The organism is uncultured Sneathiella sp. (assembly GCF_963976355.1).
Lineage (GTDB): Bacteria > Pseudomonadota > Alphaproteobacteria > Sneathiellales > Sneathiellaceae > Sneathiella.
In genome coordinates this window covers 660,679-679,032 of sequence record NZ_CAXBKA010000002.1, presented here as the reverse complement: position 1 = coordinate 679,032, position 18,354 = coordinate 660,679, and the positions used below count along the sequence as shown (strand labels likewise).

Annotated in this window: 16 protein-coding genes; 3 read left to right on the top strand and 13 right to left on the bottom strand. The window is 58.2% G+C overall.

Annotation, left to right across the window (positions count from 1 at the left end; translation table 11 throughout):
* Positions 1–174 precede the first annotated feature (174 nt).
* From AAC599_RS06925 to AAC599_RS06900, 6 genes are all read right to left on the bottom strand, one after another.
* Positions 175–1,329: an acyl-CoA dehydrogenase family protein gene (locus AAC599_RS06925; RefSeq protein ID WP_340149682.1), complete on the bottom strand. Its 1,155-nt coding sequence runs from the start codon at positions 1,327–1,329 to the stop codon at positions 175–177.
* Positions 1,330–1,342: 13 nt separating this feature from the next.
* Positions 1,343–2,011 carry a nitroreductase gene (locus tag AAC599_RS06920; protein ID WP_340149681.1) on the bottom strand — a complete coding sequence of 223 codons (669 nt, stop codon included), beginning with the start codon at positions 2,009–2,011 and terminating at the stop codon, positions 1,343–1,345.
* Between the two features lie 77 nt (positions 2,012–2,088).
* Positions 2,089–2,763, bottom strand: coding sequence for a nitroreductase (locus tag AAC599_RS06915; RefSeq protein WP_340149680.1), 675 nt, complete (start codon positions 2,761–2,763; stop codon positions 2,089–2,091).
* A gap of 105 nt (positions 2,764–2,868) precedes the next feature.
* On the bottom strand, positions 2,869–3,726 hold the full coding sequence (locus tag AAC599_RS06910) for a MaoC/PaaZ C-terminal domain-containing protein (protein WP_340149679.1): 858 nt from the start codon (positions 3,724–3,726) through the stop codon (positions 2,869–2,871).
* A gap of 11 nt (positions 3,727–3,737) precedes the next feature.
* Positions 3,738–4,658: an SDR family oxidoreductase gene (locus AAC599_RS06905; protein ID WP_340149678.1), complete on the bottom strand. Its 921-nt coding sequence runs from the start codon at positions 4,656–4,658 to the stop codon at positions 3,738–3,740.
* Positions 4,659–4,808: 150 nt separating this feature from the next.
* Positions 4,809–6,119 carry a malonyl-CoA decarboxylase gene (locus tag AAC599_RS06900; RefSeq protein ID WP_340149677.1) on the bottom strand — a complete coding sequence of 437 codons (1,311 nt, stop codon included), beginning with the start codon at positions 6,117–6,119 and terminating at the stop codon, positions 4,809–4,811.
* A 433-nt stretch (positions 6,120–6,552) separates the two neighbouring features.
* Here AAC599_RS06900 and AAC599_RS06895 point away from each other — a divergent pair, with 433 nt between their 5' ends.
* The gene (locus tag AAC599_RS06895) at positions 6,553–8,070 is read left to right on the top strand and encodes a malonyl-CoA synthase (RefSeq protein WP_340149676.1); all 1,518 of its coding nucleotides are present in this window, start codon (positions 6,553–6,555) and stop codon (positions 8,068–8,070) included.
* Between the two features lie 3 nt (positions 8,071–8,073).
* On the opposite strand, the gene AAC599_RS06890 is transcribed toward AAC599_RS06895, so the two are convergent.
* Both AAC599_RS06890 and AAC599_RS06885 read right to left on the bottom strand, forming a co-directional pair.
* On the bottom strand, positions 8,074–8,709 hold the full coding sequence (locus AAC599_RS06890; protein ID WP_340149675.1) for a CGNR zinc finger domain-containing protein: 636 nt from the start codon (positions 8,707–8,709) through the stop codon (positions 8,074–8,076).
* Between the two features lie 299 nt (positions 8,710–9,008).
* Entirely contained in the window at positions 9,009–10,016 is a 1,008-nt protein-coding gene (locus AAC599_RS06885; protein ID WP_340149674.1) for a glutathione S-transferase, read from the bottom strand.
* Between the two features lie 100 nt (positions 10,017–10,116).
* Between AAC599_RS06885 and AAC599_RS06880 the strand changes: the two genes are divergently transcribed.
* Both AAC599_RS06880 and AAC599_RS06875 read left to right on the top strand, forming a co-directional pair.
* Positions 10,117–11,202 carry a M14 family metallopeptidase gene (locus tag AAC599_RS06880; RefSeq protein WP_340149673.1) on the top strand — a complete coding sequence of 362 codons (1,086 nt, stop codon included), beginning with the start codon at positions 10,117–10,119 and terminating at the stop codon, positions 11,200–11,202.
* Complete coding sequence (locus AAC599_RS06875) at positions 11,199–11,666, top strand: GNAT family N-acetyltransferase (RefSeq protein WP_340149672.1); 468 nt, start codon at positions 11,199–11,201, stop codon at positions 11,664–11,666. The genes AAC599_RS06880 and AAC599_RS06875 overlap by 4 nt, the downstream gene beginning before the upstream one ends.
* Here AAC599_RS06875 and AAC599_RS06870 read toward each other — a convergent pair whose 3' ends face one another.
* The 5 genes from AAC599_RS06870 to argE all read right to left on the bottom strand — a co-directional run bounded on the left by AAC599_RS06870 (position 11,667) and on the right by argE (position 18,281).
* Complete coding sequence (locus AAC599_RS06870; RefSeq protein ID WP_340149671.1) at positions 11,667–13,394, bottom strand: ABC transporter ATP-binding protein; 1,728 nt, start codon at positions 13,392–13,394, stop codon at positions 11,667–11,669.
* Between the two features lie 9 nt (positions 13,395–13,403).
* Positions 13,404–14,333 carry an ABC transporter permease gene (locus tag AAC599_RS06865; RefSeq protein WP_340149670.1) on the bottom strand — a complete coding sequence of 310 codons (930 nt, stop codon included), beginning with the start codon at positions 14,331–14,333 and terminating at the stop codon, positions 13,404–13,406.
* A gap of 12 nt (positions 14,334–14,345) precedes the next feature.
* Positions 14,346–15,317 carry an ABC transporter permease gene (locus tag AAC599_RS06860; RefSeq protein ID WP_340149669.1) on the bottom strand — a complete coding sequence of 324 codons (972 nt, stop codon included), beginning with the start codon at positions 15,315–15,317 and terminating at the stop codon, positions 14,346–14,348.
* Positions 15,318–15,385: 68 nt separating this feature from the next.
* Positions 15,386–16,978 carry an ABC transporter substrate-binding protein gene (locus AAC599_RS06855; RefSeq protein WP_340149668.1) on the bottom strand — a complete coding sequence of 531 codons (1,593 nt, stop codon included), beginning with the start codon at positions 16,976–16,978 and terminating at the stop codon, positions 15,386–15,388.
* Positions 16,979–17,120: 142 nt separating this feature from the next.
* Positions 17,121–18,281 (bottom strand): acetylornithine deacetylase, encoded by a 1,161-nt coding sequence (gene argE / locus AAC599_RS06850; RefSeq protein ID WP_340149667.1) that lies wholly within the window; start codon positions 18,279–18,281, stop codon positions 17,121–17,123.
* Between the last annotated feature and the right edge of the window lie 73 nt (positions 18,282–18,354).

The following is an 18,354-nucleotide window of genomic DNA, read 5'->3' as shown; positions in this document are numbered from 1 at the left end:
ACGCGGGTTATAAATCCACCAACCATCAACGTCAACTACTTAATATAGGTTTTTTGACGATTTCTATATCTGGTATTTTTCTCCCTCCGCACCGCCAAAGAATGACGCAGGGTCAGCCTCGGTTTCCGACAAAATCCGGTGACATGATTTTTTTCGCCGCCCCGCCAGAATCAGTCAGTAGGAACGCGGCAGCTCCAGCTCATGCTCGGCGATGAAGGAGAGAATGAGGTTGGTCGAGATCGGCGCGATCTGATAGAGCCGGGTTTCGCGGAACTTGCGCTCGACATCATACTCCTCGGCAAAGCCGAAGCCGCCATGGGTCTGGATGCAGGCTTCCCCCGCCGCCCAGGAGGCTTCCGATGCCAGCATCTTCGACATATTCGCCTCCGCGCCGCAGGGCTCTCCCGCGTCATAAAGGCGGCAGGCTTCCTGCACCATCAGCTTCGCCGCCTTTGTCTCCGCATAGGCCCGGGCGATCGGGAACTGGACGCCCTGATTCTGCCCGATGGAGCGGCCGAAGACCTTGCGGTCGCGCGCATAGTCGGACGCGGTCCTGATGAACCAGTCGGCATCGCCCAGGCATTCGGAGGCAATCAGGATCCGCTCCGCATTCATGCCGGTCAGGATATAGCGAAACCCCTTCCCTTCTTCTCCAATCAGGGCGGAGGCCGGAATGCGCATGTTATCGAAGAAGACTTCCGTCGTTGCATGGTTGATCATGGTGCGGATCGGACGGATGGTCATGCCGTTGCCGACCACCTCGCGCATATCGACGACGAAGACGGAGAGGCCGTCGGCGCGCTTGGCGACCTTGTCCTTCGGCGTGGTCCGCGCGAGCAGGATCATGAGGTCGGAATGCTCGGCGCGGCTGGTCCAGACTTTCTGGCCATTGACCACATACTCATCGCCATCCCTGACCGCCGTCGTCGAAATGCTGGTGGTGTCCGTGCCCGCCGTCGGCTCGGTCACGCCGAAGGCCTGCAGGCGCAGCTCCCCGCTTGCGATACCGGGAAGATATGTCTGCCGCTGTTCCTCCGATCCGTGGCGGAGCAAGGTGCCCATGGTATACATCTGCGCATGGCAGGCCGCGCCGTTGCAACCGTTCGTATGAATTTCCTCGAGGATCGCGGAGGCGACGCTGAGCGGCAGACCGGCGCCGCCATATTCTTCGGGGATGAGGGAGGATAACAGCCCCGCCTCGGTCAGGGCTTTCACGAATTCCGTGGGGTACGCGCGGTCCCGATCCTTCTCTCGCCAGTATTTTCCGGGATATTCCGCGCAGAGCTGGCGGACGGTCTGGCGAATCTGTGTAATGATATCGGAATCCATGGTCTCTCTCGTTTCAGAACCCGTGCAGGGTGACAAAATTCTCGAAGCTTTCCCGCTCGGATACGAGCTCGTTGATCACGGCCTTCTCATCGCGGTAGCCAAGCGCCATGCCGCAGAAGAGAATCTCGTCATCGGACAGCGAGAGATGGCTCTTCAGGGTCTGCGGCCAGCGGGCCCAGGCTTCCTGCGGGCAGGTATCGAGGCCGTATTCACGGGCCAGCAGCATGATATTCTCCATGAACATACCGACATCCGCATACTGGCCGATCTCCATCTGCCGGTGCAGGACGAAGAACAGCCCGACCGGCGCATCGAAGAAACGGAAATTGCGAGCGAGCTGCCTGAGCTTGCCGGGCGTATCCGAGCGCGGCACGCCGATCAGGTCATAAAGCTGCTGCCCGACAATCCGACGACGGGTCCGGTAGGGTTCGATCAGATCCGGCGGATAGACATTATATTCAGGCTCCTCCGTGTGGCCGGATTTCATTTTCTCCTCGACATCCCGGATAAGGGATTTCAGCGCCTCGCCGGTGATCGCATGGACGGTCCAGGGTTGCAGGTTGCCGCCCGACGGCGCGCGTTTTGAAATTTCCAGTATCTCACGGAGGGTCTCCAGCGGGACCGGCTTGTCCAGAAACTGCCGCACGGTCATGCGTGACTTGATGGCGTCGGAAACGTTCACGGTATACTCCTGTTCTGATCCGGGGCCGAGGCTGCCCGCCCATTTAGCAGAGCAAGCCGCAGACCCGTTGTCAAATCCTAATCGAAACCGATGTAATGGGTCACATTGGCGACATCCTCACGATCGCTGACGAGCGTATTCTCGATCGCCGAGGTGTCTTCATAGCCCATGGCCATGCCGGAGACGAGCACCTGGTCATCCGGAATGCCGAGATGCCGGAAGATCGGGTCCTGGAAGGTGATCCAGGCGGCCTGCGGACAGGTATGCAACCCCTCCCCGCGGGCGGCCAGCATGACCGTCTGCATATAGAGACCGGCATCGAACCAGCTTCCCCGCATCAGGTAGGAATCGACGGTGAAGAACAGCCCGACCGGCGCATCGAAGAAGGTGAAGTTCCGCTTGGACTGCTTGGCGGTTCGCTCCCGGTCGCCCTTTTCAATGCCGAGCAGGCCGTAGAGGCTCCAGCCGACGCCGCGGCGGCGGTCACGATGGATATCCTTCCATTCCGCCGGGTAATAGTCATATTCCTCATATTTGCGGGCGGCATTCTGCTCCACCAGCTTCAGCACATCGCGGGAGATGGCGTCCTTGACCTCGCCGGTGCAGACGTAGGTATGCCAGGGCTGGGTGTTGGTGCCGCTCGGCGCGCGTTGGGAAAGCTCGAGGATTTTTTCGATTTTCTCGCGCGGGACCTCCTGGTCCGTGAAGGCCCGGATTGACCGGCGGGACCGGATTGCTTCTTCAACATGCATTCTTGCTTTTCCTTTTGTTGATTCGGTCGGTTGCGCCCCGACGGAAACAGGAAACGGCAGAATTCAGTTTAAATCCTGCCGTTCCTGATAATGTGCCGCGGGCGGTCAGCCGATTTCGGCATAGCCGTTATTGAGGACGACCAGGTCCCGCTCCTTCACCTTGCAGCGGAAGGAGGTGACATTGCCGTCATGCCACATCTCGGTGACAATCGTCTCCCCGGGATAGACCGGCGAGGTGAAGCGCAGGTTGAACGCCTTGAGCTTCGACGGATCATAACCGCAGGCCTGCTTCAGGAGCGCGTGACCGGCAACACCGAGTGTGCAGAGGCCATGCAGGATCGGCGCCTTGAACCCGGCCGCCGTTGCAACGCGCGGGTCCGCATGCAGCGGATTGAAATCCCCGCTCAGGCGATAGATAAGCGCCGCCTGATCGAGCGTGGCCAGTTCCACCACGCTGTCGGGATCGCGCTCCGGCAGGGTATGCGGTTTCGGCGCCTCGATCTTCGGGCCGCCAAATCCGCCGTCGCCCCGGCAGAAGGTCGTCGAACTCAGGGTCGCCAGAAGATCGCCGCTCGCCTTGTCGTGAATCTCCCGGGTTGAGTACATGAGCGCACCCTTGCCCTCGCCCTTGTCGATGATCTCGGTGATCTTCGTCGTGCCGATCACCGTGCCTTCGGCGGGCAGTGTCTTGTGGATCTTTATCCCCTGCTCGCCATGCAGGACCTTCACCCAGTCCACACCGAATTCCGGTTGTTTCAGGAAGAAGCCGGGATAAGCCAGCACCACGGACATAGTCGGCAGGGCCAGCAGATCCTCCTCATAGGTGAAGCGGAGCTGGTCCATGTCGAGGGGGTCCATGGAGACCCCGACGCCAAGCGCATAGAGAATGCTGTCCTTATAGGTATAGGTCTGTTCGATCTCGTCGAACTTCCAGTTGGTCAGCTTGTCATAATCGATCGCCATGCCGTCTCTCCCTAGACCGGATCCCAGGAGAAGACGTCACCGGAGCGTTCCAGCGGCACGAGGGAGGACTTCACCGCCGGGCCGACGCGGGCGGCAACGGTTTCCGGTGTCCAGCCTTCGGAGGTCTGCAGGTTGCGGATCGGGCGCGGCTGGCTCATCAGGCAGATTTCATTGTTGCGGACAACAAAGATCTGGCCGGTGATGTCCGATGCCTGATCGGAGAGAAGATAGACCGCGAGCGGGGCAATTTTCTCCGGCGTCATCTGCTGGATTTTTGCGACGCGTTCACGCTCCGCATCCGTGCCTTGCGGAATGGTGCCGATGAGGCGCGACCAGGCAAAGGGAGAGATACAGTTGGAGCGGACGCCAAAGCGGGACATATCGAGCGCGATGGAGCGCGACAGCCCGACGATCCCGAGCTTCGCGGCGGCGTAGTTCGCCTGCCCGAAGTTGCCGATCAGGCCGGAGGTCGAGGTCATATGCACGAAGGAGCCGCTCTGCTGTTCGCGGAAATACGGCGCCGCGGCGCGGCTGACGTTGAAGCTGCCTTTCAGATGCACGGCGATCACCGCATCCCATTCCGCTTCGCTCATCTTATGGAAGATCACGTCACGCAGGATACCGGCGTTGTTGACGATGCAGTCGATGCCGCCGAATTCCTTGCGGGCATCCTCGACCATCTTGCCGGCGTCATCGGACTTGGCGACATTGCCGAAGTTGGCGATGGCTTCGCCGCCGGCATCGGTGATGGTCTTGACGACTTCAAGCGCCGGAACCTGGTCCGCGCCTTCGCCCTGCTCGGTTCCGCCGAGGTCATTGACGACAACCTTGGCACCCTCAGCGGCGCACATGATGGCGATGCCCCGGCCGACACCGCGACCGGCGCCCGTGACGACTACGACTTTATCTTTAAGCATATTATGATCTGACATTTGCGTCCCTTTTCTTATTTTTATGGCTCTGCCTTTCGGGAAGGCAGGATGATGCGGCGAGTTTATAGGCTTTGGCCCCGCCCCGTCGACAAAAAATTGTAACCGGACGGTGGAAAATCCGGCAAGCCACAGGATGCGGGGCTTCCGACCCTATTTCGCGAGCGACTGGATCGCCGAGGAAGCGACGACTTTACGCTCATTCGCATAGGCCTCGTGATTCTTTTCGATATCCCGGAGGCTGTAGTAATAATTCACCAGCAACCCGGCGGACTGCTTCATGCCGTTCTCGGAGTCATCGCCGAGCCAGTTGAGCTGTTCCAGCCGCGCGCCGTTACCCAGATGGAACCGCGTCACCGGGTCGAGCGGCCGCTCGCCGCTCTTCTCATTAACGAGGTAATGGGCGCAGAGATGCTCGAGCGGGCCCTTGACCTTCTCGACAATCTCCGGGTTCTGCTGCCAGCCCTTCTCGCTGATCAGGTCGCGGATTTCGCGCAGCTCCTTGAAATGCATGCCCGCGACAGCGCCCTGGACCCCGTTCAGCCATCTCATGAAGCCGGGAATCGGCGACAGGGTCGCGAAATGCTTAAGGTTGGGAAGCTCCGCCGAGAGTTCCGCCACCACCTGCTTGATCAGGAAGTTGCCGAAACTGATTCCCTTGAGGCCATCCTGACAGTTGCTGATGGAATAGAAAATCGCCGTATCGGCCCTCGTGGGATCGCCTCGCTCCGCTTCCTGCGAAAGCAGCGGCGGAATGGCGGCGGCCAGCCCCTTCACGAGCGCCACCTCGACGAAGATCAGCGGCTCATCGGGGAGCGCCGGATGGAAGAAGGCGAAGCAGCGCCGGTCCTTATCCAGACGGCGGCGCAGATCGTCCCATCCATCGATCTCATGCACCGCCTCATATTCGATCAGCTTTTCCAGCACCACGGCGGGCGTGCGCCAGTCGATCCGCTCCAGCGTAAGGAAGCCCCGGTTGAACCAGGAACTCAACAGATGTTGCAGATCGCTGTCGACAGCCTTCAGTTCCGGATTGGTGCGCAAGTGACCGACAAGAAACTTGCGCATTGCGACAATGGCGGCGGTGCCGCCCGGCGCGAAATTCAGGCGCCGCATCAACTCCTGGCGCGGGGCCTCGATCGCAGTGGTCAGCGCCTTGTAGTTTTTCGCATCCGCCTGCTTGTGATAGGCGGCGACGGCCTTTTCAATCTCCACCTGATCGGGCGCCATCTCCTCATTCAGGAAATAGAGGAAATCGAGCTTTTCCTCCTCCGTGAGCGTGTTCCAGGCGGCCACCGCATCGCGGGCGAGCGCCATGCCCGACGCCTCGCCCTTCTGGGTCAGCAGGTCCCGGCACAGCCCCTTGATACTGTTGTTCCGTTTCTTGTCGCCCCTGAGATCGAGCAGTTCCCGTCCGGTGTCGGCGATGGAGTTAAACAGTTGAGTGACAAATGTCGGCGCCATATTTCTAATCTATCCCATTCATATTTTTTCCGGCGGCCTCTGGTGGGTTCCGGTAAAGAAGCACAGCGGAATTAAACCGGTTCATCTGCCCCGCAGAAACCGTGACATATCCCTTATTACCGACGGGAACGGTCCGGTGCAATTCCATTTCAAAAATACAGGGTCAAACCCGTCGGCTTTGTGATCCGCCTCACCTCATATGTATGATGCGGACCGTCCTCTACCAACGGGAAATCATCCCGTCTTTAAAATAGTAAGTGCCAATCTTGGCGCAGTCATGACAAGGACGGCAAAAGATATAAAAAATTCGGATCGGGCGACGGGCTCAGAGCAAGGAAGAACAATCTTGTCTTTAACAACAAGGTCCTGTTGCTTTATAGATGGGATACACCATTGACCAAAGGCTCCGGCCCATAAAAAAGAACGAAAAACGATGACAGACAATAATCTCTATACCCTGTTTGAAAGCCGGTTTCCGGCGGACCTCACCCAAACCGCCTTTGAGGGACCGGAGGTGCCGACAGTCAGCTTCGGCGATCTTCGGGAGAAATCCGCGCAAATGGCGAACCTGCTCACCGCGCTCGGTGCGGTCGCGGGAGACCGGGTCGCGGTGCAGACGGGCAAGTCGGTGGAGGCGGTCATTCTTTATCTCGCCTGCCTGCGCGCGGGCCTCGTCTATCTGCCGCTCAACACGGCCTACAAGGCGGCGGAGATCGAATATTTCCTGGGCGATGCAACCCCGGCCATCGTCGTCTGCGATCCGGCCTCACTAACGGAGATTGAGGCCATCGCCGGGAAATGCGGCGTCAAAGAAGTGCTCACCCTCGATGCGGCGGGCCGCGGCAGCCTGACAGAGCGCGCCGATCAGCAGGACAGCGATTTCAAGACCGTGGCACGCACTGGCGATGACCTCGCCGCCATTCTCTACACGTCGGGCACCACCGGGCGGTCCAAGGGCGCAATGCTGACCCATGACAACCTCGCCTCCAACGCCCGGACGCTCCATAAACACTGGGGCTTTACCGAGGGAGATGTACTGCTGCATGCCCTGCCGATTTTCCATGTGCATGGCCTGTTCGTTGCGCTGCATTGCGCGCTCCTGAACGGCAGCAAGGTGATTTTCCTGACGAAATTCGATCCGGCGGTGATCATTGCGAATCTGCCGAAAGCGACGGTTTTCATGGGTGTGCCGACCTTCTACGTCCGCCTGCTCGCCGAGACGGCCTTCACGAAGGATGTCTGCCGCAACATGCGACTCTTTACGGCGGGATCCGCGCCGTTGCTCGAAGAAACCTTCAATGCCTTCGAAGAGCGGACGGGCCATGTCATCCTGGAACGCTACGGCATGACGGAGGCGGGCATGATCACCTCCAATCCCTATGACGGGGAACGCAAGGCAGGCACTGTTGGCTTCCCGCTCGATAACGAGGTACGGATCGCCGATGAAGAGGGCAATGTGCTTGCCGACGGGGAGATCGGCATTCTCGAGATCAAGGGGCCGAATGTCTTCAAGGGATACTGGCAGATGCCGGAGAAAACCGCATCGGAGTTCCGTCCCGACGGCTTTTTCATTACCGGCGACATGACCCGCAAGGGCGAGGATGGCTATTACCGCATCGTCGGTCGTTCGAAAGACCTGATCATCTCCGGCGGCTATAATGTCTATCCGAAGGAGATCGAGAGTTTTATCGACGAAATGCCGGGGATTGAGGAAAGCGCCATTGTGGGCCGCCCGCATCCCGATTTTGGCGAGGCGGTCGTCGCCTTCGTCGTACCGGATGGCAGCGTGCCGGGCCTCAAAGAAGAAGACGTGATCGCCTTCATCAAGGAGAAGCTCGCGAATTTCAAGGTGCCGAAGCAGGTCTATATCGTCGGGGATCTGCCGCGCAATACCATGGGGAAAGTGCAGAAAAACCAGCTGCGCGACCGCGCCACCGCCGATCAGGGCTGAGGTTCAGGCTTCCTGACGCTTCAGATAGGCATTGACCTTGGCGCGGTTGCCGCAGGTCGACATGGAACACCAGCGGCGGCGGCCATTGCGGGACTGGTTGACGAAATAAAGGTCGCAGTCGTCATTGGCGCAGGGGCGGGTCTTCTCCACATGATCGGAGGTGAGAAACTCTGCAATATCACGGACAATCGGGAAGATCAGTTTTTCGGGCCCGTTCTCCTCGATGACGGTTTTGAGCTCCATCCCCTCTTCCGCCGGTTCGATCTTGTGGTAGCTCTTGAAGCTGGCGAGGCGGTCATTAATATGGCTGAAAAATTCCGGATTGACGGGCCAGCCTTGCGAAATGTCGGTGAGGACAGCGCGAAAGCTGTTACGCAGTTCAACAAGACTGTCGACCACCGCCTGGCAGCGGCCCGGATTCTGGAACAGGAACATATGCAAATCCGAGGCCTCATCTTCATGCAGCAGATGATGGGACTTCATGAAGGTCAGTAAATCCTCGAAATTACCGATGCCTTCCTTCTCGCGGCCGATGCGTTTGTAACTATTGGCAAAATCGATCGCCAGACGTCCGCCAAGCGTATAAAAACCTTCGGTATTCACAACCCCAGATTTTACAAGAGCGTCTATCCTCGCCACAAGATATTCCTCGTTTTTCCCACTACTCTGTCACAAAACCATAATATACCAATATTTTTTATTATACTAGTTTGTTTATGGTCAACAGTTATGTTTTTAAACATATGTCTTCATAAAGTGAATTAAAAAAACAATATATTTTATTATTTTTATTTATATTTTACGGAATTTAAAGAAAAGGCATACTATAATTTGCAATTATAAAATCACCGATTCTTCCCGAAAAACCTGAATATATCCACCGCCGGAAACCCTAAAGGGGAAATTCGGCGGAAATATGGTTTCTACTGTCAGCAGCTTCAGTTTTTGGATACCAAAGGTTGCAAACAGTCGCAATCGCGCAATATCCTCTCAAGCGACTGACGGTCCTTGACCTCCGCCAGCCGGGACCGCAGAACCTGCAATGATTTCGCGGCATATTTGACCGTCTGCTGGCTGAACGCCTGCCTCATCAGGGGAAGCGAGAAATCATCCTTGCGTTTCAGCACGGCAGCCTCATTGGCGAGGCTCCAGGGCAGATAGAGGGCGCCGATCTCGCTCTTCAGGATCGGCTCAAGGGTCGGGGCAAGGCTGCTCCAGTCTTCCCAGTCGCCATGGATTTCCGGATCGAGCATCTGGTCGATCCAGTGGGTGATCTCGGGGTGGTTCTGGCGGATGATCTTTTCCGTCGTCGGCTGCTGCAAACAGCAATAAATCTGCCCGAACAGTCCAAAATCGGCGAGCGCCGGGCGTCCGCCGAAGAGATAGTTCCGCCCCCTCAGATGCGTGTTCAGCAGCGTCAGCAGGTTATCGAGGGACGCTTCGATCACCGGCTTGGTCCCCTCGTTCGAGCCGACGAAGCTGAGGCGCGGCACCATGCGCTTGCGCACCGTCGCCGCCAGTTCCTCAATCGCCTCCCTATCGCCGTTCGGCATGTTCGCGCGGGCGAGCGCGACGCTCACCGCCTCCTGATCCTCGGCCCGCCACCAGTGATAGTGAAACATCGGCTTGTTGACCCATTCGTCGGCATAATCCTCGATCAGGCAGGAGAGATAGGCGAGCATTTCCGAGGGTGGCTGCAGGGCGGGATCGGGGAACGCCTCCTCGAATGTTTCGATAATCGGGGTCGAATCCTGCTGTACCGTGCCGTCCGGCGACAGCACCAGCGGAATCAGCGGCAGCTTGGCGAGCGCCTGAAATTCGGCCAGATTGTCGCGGTTGCGCGGCCGCCATTCATGAGGAATGTCCTTATAGCGGAAATAGGACCGGACCTTGACTGAAAATGGCGAATATTCCGATCCAAAAATGACATACTGCGGGTCTGGCATCTGCCCTCTCTCCAATCTCCTGCGAGGGTCTCAAAAAATGTCGCAGGTTTTCCGATCTCTGTTATAAACGCACAAAGGATATAAAGGAAAGTACACAGACATGGATATACCAGGATTTTTTTCCGCCACCTATGCGGAGGCCCGCACGAAATTTCTGAAGGCCTGCATGGACCGCGGCCTCACGGTCGAGAACCACCTGAATGACCGGGCCAAGGGCGCGGACGGCGAAGATCTCTATATGGATGTCGCGCGCATCGGCCCGGAGGAGGCGTCTAAGGTGCTGATTATTTCCTCCGCCACCCATGGCGGGGAAGGCTTTTGCGGTTCCGGCGTGCAGACCGGGATGCTGAAGAACGGCATGTTCAAGGAATTGCCGGCGGATACCGCCGTCGTCCTCATTCATGCGATCAACCCCTATGGTTTCTCCCATATCCGGCGGGTGAACGAGGACAATATCGACCTCAACCGCAACTTTCTCGACTTCTCGAAAGGACTTCCGGACAATCCGGACTATGCGGAGGTGCATGAGGATCTCGTGCCAGATGACTGGGACGGCCCGGCCCGCGCCGAGGCCGATGCCGCGATCCAGAAATATATCGAGGAAAAGACCATCGGCGCCTATCAGGCGGCGGTTACCGGTGGCCAGCATATCCATGCGGACGGGCTGTTCTTCGGCGGGTTCGAACCGTCCTGGACCAACAAGACGCTGCGCTCCGTGGTGAGCAAACATGCAGGCAAGGCCAAACATCTCGCCCTGCTCGACTTCCATACCGGCCTCGGCCCCTATGGCCATGGGGAACTGATCTATGTAGGCAATCCCGAGGGGCTGCCGCGGGCGAAACACTGGTATGGCGAGGATGTCACCTCACCGGAGGCCGGCACCTCCGCCTCCGCCGTGGTCCGGGGCACCATCGATGTTGGCGTGACGGAGAGCGCGCCGAACGCCAGCCATACCTGCGTCGCCATTGAGTATGGCACCATCCCGGTGCTGGAAGTGCTGAACGCGCTTCGGGCCGATAACTGGCTGTACCTTAAAGGCGATCTTGACTCCGAACAGGGCAAGGCGATCAAGAAGCAGGTCCGCGATGCCTTCTATTGCGACGCCGATGACTGGAAGGAAATGATCTGGGAGCGTGGCACCTCGGTCGTCAACATGGCCCTGAAAGGCCTCGATGGCGCCGCATGACGGCGGCATTGGATATCCGGCTTGATGATGCCCGGGGTGAGGATGTGATTGCACTGCTGGCGGCGCATCTCACTCTGATGCGCTCCCTCTCCCCGCCCGAAAGCACTCATGCACTCGATCTCGACGGGTTGCGGGCGGACAATATCACTTTCTGGCGGGCGGAACAGGATGGGGAGCTGGTCGGCTGCGCCGCGCTCAAGGAACTCGACAGCGTGACCGGCGAGATCAAATCCATGCATACGGCGGCGGCGCATCGCGGCAAGGGCATTGCGGCTTCGCTCCTGGAGCATCTGCTCAAGACGGCGCGGGAACGTGGCTATCGCGATCTCTATCTGGAGACAGGCTCACAGCCGGGATTTCAGCCCGCCCGCGCCCTCTACGCGGGATATGGCTTTACGGAGTGTCCGCCCTTCGGGGGCTATATCCTCGATCCGAACAGCGTCTTTATGACGCTGCGGCTCTGATCAGGTTTTTTCGACTTCCAGCCCTTCGAGCGACAGTTTGTCCAGGCGCGGCATCAAATCCAGAAGTTCCCGCGTATAGGCGGCCTGCGGGTTCTCAAACAGGTCCTCCGTCGCCGAAACCTCCACCAGCTTGCCCGTTTTCATCACTCCGACGCGGTCGCACATCTGGCGGATCACCGGCAGGTCATGGCTGATGAACAGCATGGTCAGGCCAAGTTCTTCCTGCAAATCCTTCAGAAGGTTGAGAATCTGCGCCTGGATCGACACATCGAGCGCCGAGGTCGGCTCATCGCAGATCAGGAAGCGCGGCCGGGTCGCAAGCGCCCGGGCGATCGAGATACGCTGACGCTGCCCGCCTGAAAACTCATGCGGGAAGCGGACGGCTGCCTGGGCGCCGAGGCCGACATGATCGAGAAGGTCGGTGACGATCTGCTCCACCTCCCGGTTGGACCCGGCGAGCTTGTGAAAGCGGATCGGCTCGGCGATGATGTCCATCACCCGCATCCGCCCGTTGAGCGAGGAGAACGGGTCCTGGAAAATCATCTGCATCTGGCGGCGGTAATAGTCGCGTTCCTTCTCTGACTTTATCTTTGTCAGGTCGGTACCAAGGAAATTGATCTCTCCGGCGGCAGGCCGGTAGAGACTGCAGATCATCCGGGCGACGGTCGACTTCCCGCTGCCGCTCTCGCCGACGAGGCCGAACACCTCTCCCTCATTGATATCGAAGGAGACGTCATCCACCGCATTGAAGGTGACCCGGTTATGCTTCAGCAGCGCGGGCTTGGTGACAAAGGTCATGACCATGTTCTTGAGGCTGATGAACGGTCCTTCGACCGCCGTATAGTCGCGCGCCTTGCCGAGCCAGTGGGTCGAGAGATCGAGCAGCTTTTTCCGCTCGCCTTCTGCCTCGATATAATTGACCATGGGGAAGCGTTTGAGCCGGACATCGGGGCGCGGCACGGCGCTGATCAGGCTCTGGGTATAGGGATGATCGGGATTGCCGAGAATTTTCGCCGTCGTCCCCTCTTCCACCAGCTTGCCGCGATACATCACGGCGACCCGGTCGGTAATGTCGGCAATGACGCCCATGTCATGGGTTATGATCAGCATGCCGACCTGCTTGTCCTTGCAGAGTCGGCGCATGAGTTCGAGGATCTGCGCCTGGATCGAGACATCGAGTGCGGTTGTCGGTTCGTCCGCAATGATCACTTCCGGCTCGGCGCAGAGCGCGAGCGCGATGACGACCCGCTGGCGCATGCCGCCCGAAAACTGGTGCGGATAGTTCTTGATGCGGGTTTCCGGATTCGGGATGCCGACCTGACGGAGCAAGTCTATGGCGCGGGCGCGGGATTTTTTCTCGCCGAGCTTCAGATGCAGATTGATGGTCTCGACAAGCTGCTGCTCGATCGTTTGCAGCGGATCAAGGGAGGTAAGCGGGTCCTGAAAGATCATGCCGATCTTGCGGCCACGGATTTTGCGTTTGGCTTCCGGCGACAGCGTGTCAATCCCCTGCTCTTTCAGGAAAACATGTCCGCCGGTCATTTCGCCGGGCGGCTCCAAAAGACCTATCACGGCGTTGCCGATGGTCGATTTCCCGGCGCCGGATTCCCCGACCACGCCCAGAACCTCTCCCGGCTGGACCGTCAGGGTGACATCATCGACGGCCACCACGGTGCCATGTCGGCTCGGGAATTCAATGCGCAGATTATTGATATTGAGCAAGTCCATAATCAGCCCCTAGCGCAGTTTCGGGTTGAGGGCGTCGCGCATCCAGTCGCCCAGCAGATTGACCGCCAGCACCAGCACGACAAGGGTGATGCCGGGGAAAATGGTGATCCACCAGTCGCCGGAGAAGAGATATTCGTTCCCGATCCGGATCAAGGTGCCGAGGGATGGCGTCGTCGGCGGCACACCCACGCCAAGGAAGGAGAGCGTCGCCTCGGTGATGATGGCGATGGCGAGATGAATGGTCGCGATGACCATTACCGGACCCATGACATTGGGCAGGATATGCCGACGCAGGATGGTAAAGGGGCGAATGCCGATGACGCGGGCGGCCTGCACATATTCCTTGTTCTTCTCGACCAGGGTGGAGCCGCGCACCGTCCGCGCATACTGCACCCAGCCGGAAATGCCGATGGCGAAGATGAGGACATAGATGGAGATATCCGTATGCATGTCCGACGGGATCACGCCGCGCGCCACACCATCGACCAGCAGGGCAATGAGGATGGCCGGAAAGGACAGCTGGATATCGGCAATGCGCATGATGATCGCATCGGTCCGTCCGCCGACATAGCCGCTGACGAGGCCGAGGGCAATGCCGACCACCATCGAGAAAATGACCGAGGAGAAGCCGACGAGCAACGAGATGCGGGCGCCATAGAGAATGGTCGAGAGCACACCCCGCCCCTGATCATCGGTGCCGAGCAGGAAGTTCGTATCGCCGCCCGCACTCCAGGCCGGCGGCAGGTTGCCGTCCATGATGCTGATGGAGGCAAGGTCGAACGGATTATGCGGGGCCAGCCAGGGCGCGAAAACCGCTGCGAAGATCAGCCCGAGCGTGACAAGGGCCGAGATAATGGCGGTCGGATTATGAGTGAAGCTATACCAGATATCGCTGCCGAAAATTCGCTGCAACCTGGTTTTTTCAAGCGACTGTTCCATTATTCAGCCCCTTCACGCGTTATCGACGCGCAGGCGCGGATCGACAGCATAATACAGGATATCAACAATCATATTGATAACGACAAAGAAGAAAGCGATGAGCACCAGATAGGCGGCCATGATCGGGATATCCACATCGGCAACCGCCTGAATGAAGAGAAGTCCCATCCCTGGCCACTGGAACACGCTTTCGGTAATAATGGCGAAGGCGATGAGCGAGCCGAGCTGCAGCCCGGTAATGGTGATCACCGGCACCAGTGTGTTTTTCAGTGCATGCCGGAAATGCACCGAGCGATCGGGCAGGCCGCGGGCGCGGGCGAACTTGATGAAGTCAGTCCGCATGACCTCCAGCATCTCGGCGCGGACCAGCCGCATGATCAGGGTCATCTGGAACAGCGCGAGAGTGATCGACGGCAGGATCAGGGATTTAAGGCCCGACGCCGTCAGGAAGCCGGTTGTCCACCAGCCAAGCGCGACCACATCGCCGCGACCAAAGGTCGGCAGCCATCGCAAAACCACCCCGAACAGCAGGATAAGCAATATACCGATCAGGAAGGTCGGCAGGGAGACCCCGACAAGGGACAGGGTCATGATCCCCTTGGAGAGCAACCCCTTGCTTTTAAGGGCCGTATAGACGCCCGCCGGTATGCCGATGGCCAGCGTCAGGACGGCGGCAACAAAGGAAAGCTCCAATGTTGCGGCCAATCGCTCCAATATCAGCCTGCTGACCGGCTGGCGGTATTTATAGGAGAAACCGAAATCCCCTTCCGCGGCATTCAGGGCGAACCGTCCGAACTGGACAATGAAAGGATCGTTCAGGCCCAGAGATTCGGCAAGGGCCTCGCGGTCGGCCTGACTCGTATCCTGACCCACCATGTTGTTGATCGGGTCACCGACGAAACGAAACATGGCGAAAGCAATCAGGGCAACGGTCAGCATGACGATCACCGATTGCACCAGCCGCTTAAAAATAAAAGAAATCATATGGTATCACATAAGGCGCATAAAAAAGCGGGGCCGCACTTTCGCAAGGCGGCCCCGTTCGGCGTTTATTACTTGACCGTCACGTAGCGGTAGTCGAGGCCGTTGTCGGCACGCTGGTTGACTTCGGCACCATCGCTCACGCCCCAGGAAAGAGGCTGCTGATGGATCGGCATGTAGCCGACTTCATCCTTCACGATCTTGAAGGCTTCCGCGATCATGGCGTTACGCTTTTCCTGATCGGTTTCGCTACCGATGGCGGCGGTCAGTTCATCGACCTTGGCGTTACAGTAGTTGCCGAGGTTGAACATACCCTTCTTGTTGTCCGGATCCTGACACACGATCAGGGAGGAGAGAACATTCTCCACGTCCATGGAACCCGGAGTCCAGCCCAGCAGGTAGAAGCTGGTGTCATAGCCGCTGGTGGCGAGAACCTTGCCGAAATATTTCGACTTCGGCTGTGCCAGCAGATCGACCTTCACACCGACTTTCGCGAGCATGGAGGTTACCGCCTGACAGATTTTCTCGTCATTGACATAGCGGTTGTTCGGGCAGTCGAGCGTGACTTCAAACCCGTCCGGATACCCGGCCTCGGCGAGCAGTGCCTTGGCTTTTTCCGGATCATACGCATAAGGCGAGTTCAGAGATTCAACAAAGCCGTTGATCTGCGGTGCGGCCAGCAGGCCGGTCGGTGTCGCGGCACCCCGCATGATCTTTTCCTTGATGGCTTCAAGGTCGACCGCATGCACGAAGGCGGCGCGGACGCGCTGATCCTTGAACGGGTTCTTGCCCTTGATGTTGGAATAGAGCAATTCATCCCGGCCCTGATCGAAGCCGATGAAGATTGTCCGGGCTTCCGGGCCGGTCAGGGCCTTTACACCCTCAGCCTTGTCCAGACGTTCCCAGTCCTGAACCGGAACCGGATACACCATATGCAGCTCGCCCGAGATCAGCGCGGCAACCCGTGTCGGGGCTTCCTTGATCGGGGTGAACTCGACTTCGGTGACGTTGCCATCGATGTCTTTCCAGTAGTCTTCGTTCTTCTTGAAGACGGTTTTCACGTCCGCCTTATGGCTTTCAACCATGAACGGGCCGGTGCCGTTGGCATTCAGGTTGGCATAGTTGCCGGTGTTATCGCCGGCGGCACTGGTGGCATTCGTCGCCCCGTTTTCTTCCGACCATTCCTTGTCCATGATCAGCAGATAGGGAAGATCCTGAACCAGAATGGGATTCGGAGCCGGTGTTTCAACGACGATGGTATGGTCATCGACCTTGGTGATGTTCTTGATCTGGCCGCCGCGGACCTTCTGGTCGGAACCTTCAGAGAGCGTGCGCTGCCAGGAGAAAATCACGTCATCCGCCGTGAAATCCTGACCGCCGTGGAATTTCACGCCCTGGCGGAGCTTGAACTCCCAGGTTGTCGGCGTCAGCAGTTTCCATTCTTCCGCCAGACCCGGCATGATTTCCAGGTTCGGGCCATAGAGAACGAGACCTTCATACACGTTGCCAAGTGTGGCGAGCAGGAAGGATTCATTCAGTGAATGCGGATCGAGGGAGCTCAGATCTCCCTGAAAGGCATATTTAAAGGTTTTAGCCTGTGCCGGCGCGGCCACTGCAATAGCGGCTGCCATGGTGGCGGCTAATAGTCCTGTCCTTAGTTTCATGATAACTCCCTTTATTTGTTACCTAGTTATTCGTTAGTGCCCATACGGGGCAAATTCGCCGTGTATTTATTGGTTTTATTCACGGATGCTGTGTTCGAGATTAACGAATAGTGCAATCTCTGTCCATTGCATTCGATTGTCGTCATTTTCGTAGCATATCAATGAGACCGGAGATAAATTTCTCCGCGGCTGCAACCTGTGCAATATCAATATATTCATTGGGCTGATGGGCGACCCCGATGGAGCCCGGCCCGCAGATTACCGTTGAAAATCCGGCCTGCTGGAACTGTCCCGCCTCGGCGGCGTAGGAAACTGCGCCGGTCGTGTTCTTGCCGGTGATGGCGCGGCAGATCCGCTCGGCCTCCCCGTCATCCTCCGGTCCGAGCGCGGGCACGTTGGAGGAAATCTCGGTCACGATGCTGGCCTCCTTCGCAACGGCCTGCATGCGCGGCAGCACTTCCGTCTCGCAATGCGCCTTGAATCTTTCCACGAAACTCAAGGGGTCGTCCCCGGGGATATGACGGATATCCCAGAGAAACTCACATTTGCGGGCGATGATATTGGGGGCCGTCCCGCCATGGACAACACCGCAGGTCAAGGTGGTATAGGGCGGGCTGAACCTGCTTTCGGCGGACGCGCGGGCCTTGTTTTCCGCCATCATGCCCGTAATAAAGCTGATCAGCTCCGCCCCAACCATTACCGCGCTTACACCGTCCTCAACGAGACTGGAATGCGCCTCCCGTCCGGTAATGGTCGTCTTTAATGTGACGATCCCCTTATGCGCGGAGACGATATCCATCATCGTCGGCTCCCCCACAATCACGGCGCGGGGCCTGGGTAGGGTATTGGCGATCTCCTCGATCATGGACGGCGCACCGATGCAGCCGATTTCCTCATCATAGGAGAGCGCAAAATGGATCGGGACCGATAGTCCCTTCTCGATCATTTCCGGCACCTTGGCGAGCGCAATAGCGGAAAAGCTTTTCATGTCGGAGGTGCCGCGCCCGTAGAGCCGCCCGTCCTTCTCGACTACCGTGAAGGGATCCGTATCCCAGGGTTGCCCCTCTACCGGGACGACATCCGTATGGCCGGAAAGGACAACACCGCCCTCCCGAGCCGGACCGACGGTGGCATAAAGATTTGCCTTGGTCTTGTCGTCATTGAAAACACGGACGGCCTCAACGCCATGGCCCGCGAGATAGTCGGCAACGAAATTGATCAGGTCGAGGTTGGAATTGCGGGAAACCGTATCGAAGCCGATAAGCCTGTCGATCATTTCACGGCTTGAATAATGCGTTCCCAACGATCACCTCATAATTGTTTGATATCCACGTATTTGCGAACCATAACGCAGGAGATTTCAAAACAAAAGGCCG